This window comes from Mesoflavibacter sp. CH_XMU1404-2 (assembly GCF_037029465.1).
Classification (GTDB): Bacteria; Bacteroidota; Bacteroidia; order Flavobacteriales; family Flavobacteriaceae; genus Mesoflavibacter.
Genome location: NZ_JAYMEM010000010.1, coordinates 1 through 3,189, shown reverse-complemented (window position 1 = coordinate 3,189; position 3,189 = coordinate 1). Strand labels below are relative to the sequence as shown.

Below are 3,189 nucleotides of genomic sequence, written 5' to 3'. Positions count from 1 at the left end.
TACTCTGCTATTCCATCATCATTATTGTCACATCCTAATAAATCCTCTGGCATACCTAATACTGGTTTTGGTGCTAAGTCTAAATCAAACATTGCTACCTCAAAACACCCATCTGCATTTTCAACACGTACATAAATTGTTGTTACTGCGGTTTCATAAGCAGTTGAATTTGTAATATTATTTGTACTTGTTGCAGCATCTGTTGAATCTAAGTAATAACTAAAGGTTAGTCCTGTTTGTCCATCGGCTAATAATGTTTCATTTTCAGTTAAATCATAAATAGCAATACCATTATCATTACTATCACATGCTGTTACTGTTACAGGGTCACCTAATATTGGTTTAGGAGCTAAGTCTATATCAAAACTTTCTACTCTGTAACAACCTGTTATGTCATTTGTTAGTCTAATATAGACAGTTGTTGGAGCAGATGTGTAACTAGTCGGGTTTGTAATAGGGTTAGTTTCATCAATTGCATCCTGCTCAGTTTCGTAATAAGCTATGCTTGTATCTGTTTGTGTACCAATAATTGCAGCTTCGTTTTCTGTTAAGTCAAAAGTTGTTATGCCACTATCATCAGTATCACAAGCTGTTATTGTAGGGATATCTCCAATTTCAACTTCTGGATTAGGGAAGAATTCAACAACAATATCATCAGAGTAGAAACATGCTGCGCTAACACCTGCAAAAGTAATATCTACTTGATATACACCTTCTTCAGAAACTGTTAATGAAGTTCCGTTTTCTCCTGGTATTGGTTCAGTAATTCCGTTTGCTACAGTGTACCAAGTAATTGTTGCATTTGTTGGAGGAGCAATACCTAAGTCTAATACAACATCGTCACCTTCACAAGAAGCAGTACCATTACTAACTAATATATCGTTACCTAAATCTATGGTACCAATATCAAAACTACTTGCTTCTAAGAATACAGCAGAGTCAAAAGCTGTATCACCGTCATCTGCAATTACCAATTTAATGTGATAAGGGTTATTTGGTGTTACTGGTGAAGAAGCAGTTAAAGGAACTGTTCTTCCTCTAAAATCTATTGGACTTGCTATTGGGTTTGAACCTACAGCAGGATAATCAAATACATCAGAATAAAAATCAAATAGAGTAGGATTAGATGATGGACATCCTCCATTATATTGATTATCTCTAATTGTAAATACAGAAACTGGTGTTGTTGTACCAGGTACAACTGCTAAATTTGTTGTTACACCTGTAGTTAAGTCTGTCAATAAGAATACAAATGCATCAGAGAATCCACACTGGAATGTACCATACTCTTCAGAAGCAAAGATAAAGTTAAATGACATCTGATCAATCAAAGGAGTAAAATCAAACTCAATGATTGATGCGTTATTAGTTGTACCTTCATTAATTTCTGCTTCTAAATCGGCATCACCTGGCCATCCAAATCCACCGCCACTTTGTGTACCAGTTTCTGGACCAGGAACATCATTTACATTTCCTGTAGTTAAAACAATACCACTTTGGAATGGAAATGAAGAACCATTTCCATCAAAATATCCAATACCATTATCTGTACCAAAATCTGCACCAGATGACCAAGTAACATTATTTACAATAGCACAAGGTGAATTTACTAATACATCAGTAACTAATTCAGGAACTGTGTATTGTGTGTCATTAGTAATGATTGGAGGTGGAATAGTAAATACACATAAATCAAAACTAACGTCTTGAAAAGGAGTACTTCCATCTGTATAAATTCTTATATAGTAAGTATTTCCTACTGTTAGTCCATTAGCGATACTTGAGTTTCCTGCTTCACAGTATAAGTTTGTTAAGTTGTTACAATCTGTACCTTCAAATAATCCATGGTTTAAGTTAGTAGTATCGCCAACTATGTTAGTAATATCTATACCATGATCTGTAGCTGTAGCTGTAAATTGAAACCAAACATCATCATTTGCTGTACCAGGACATGTATTAGCTTGAGAAGATGTTGTAGCACCGTAAAGCGAAGCACTTGTTATATTTGTACAATTTTCGTCAGGGTTTGGTGTTACAACTATTGCGTTAGAACACTCGTCATTTGCAGGTGGACAAACAGGTACATTTAATGTTGAACTTGTTACAACACAGTTATTATCATCTGTGTTTGCTACAGTAACAACAACGTCTGTTCCTAAAGGATAAGGTCCAACTTGAGTTATACCAGTTCCTGAAACAACTACTGGAGCACTACCTTGATCATCTGTTATAGTTAAAGAGTTAGAATCTCCTGCGTCAGTTACGTTAACGTCAATAAAGAACTGACTATTACCATTAGAGCAATCTGTAACTGTTGTAAAGTCAACAGTTTGATATATACAAGTAGCACAGCTTACAGTTACTGTTATAGAAGTGTAACCTTGAGAACCACAATCAAATATACCATCAGCTTGCACTTGGAAAGCTATAGAAGATCCAGTAGATTGATATTGTAATCCACTAACATCTCCACCATTTCCGTATGGTGTAGCAGCATTTAAGTCAGTTGTTCCATCTGAGTCAAAAACAACTAATTCATCCCAACCTTGTTCTACTTCACCTGCATTAAAAGTTATATTTAAAGGTGTAGTACCATCTGCACTCGTAAATGTAAATACGTTAGGATCATTGTTTACATAACAGTAAGTTAATGTTTGTGGCCCACCATTAACACAATCTAACACAAAATTAGTTTGTACTGGTGTAGAGAAGAAAATTGGTCCTGCCCAAACACTAGTATCTGCACCACAGATAGCTTGTACATACACTTCATAATCTGTTTGAGGTGTTAATCCTGATTCAGATACTGTTGTTGTTCCAACAGTTGTTCCTGATGTTGGTGTTCCTGTTCCTGCTGGTTGTACTACATAGTTCCATTGTGTTTCTGGTCCACTTGGCGTCCATGCTATATCTGCAGAAGTAGCTGTGATATTTGATGCTGTTAAGTTATTTGGAGCAATACAGAATGTACCACAAGTTTCTACTTGTATTTGGTCAATAGACATATCACCTTCAAAACCTGTTCCTGCTCCTCCATAACTAAACTCAATATAAATTACTTGACCTAAATAAGCATCTAAGTTTATTCCTATTGGTACCCAAGCTTCATCTGCTGTGGTTTGATAATCTCCTATCCAAGTATATTCTGTTGTAAATGGTCCCGTAGGTGATGTAGATACACCTACATTT

1 protein-coding gene is annotated in these 3,189 nt (G+C 35.7%); it reads right to left on the bottom strand.

Translation table 11 applies throughout. The features are described 5' to 3' along the window. On the bottom strand, nucleotides 1-3,189 hold a 3,189-nt coding region (locus tag WA327_RS07770; RefSeq protein WP_336068317.1), incomplete at both ends, for a choice-of-anchor L domain-containing protein.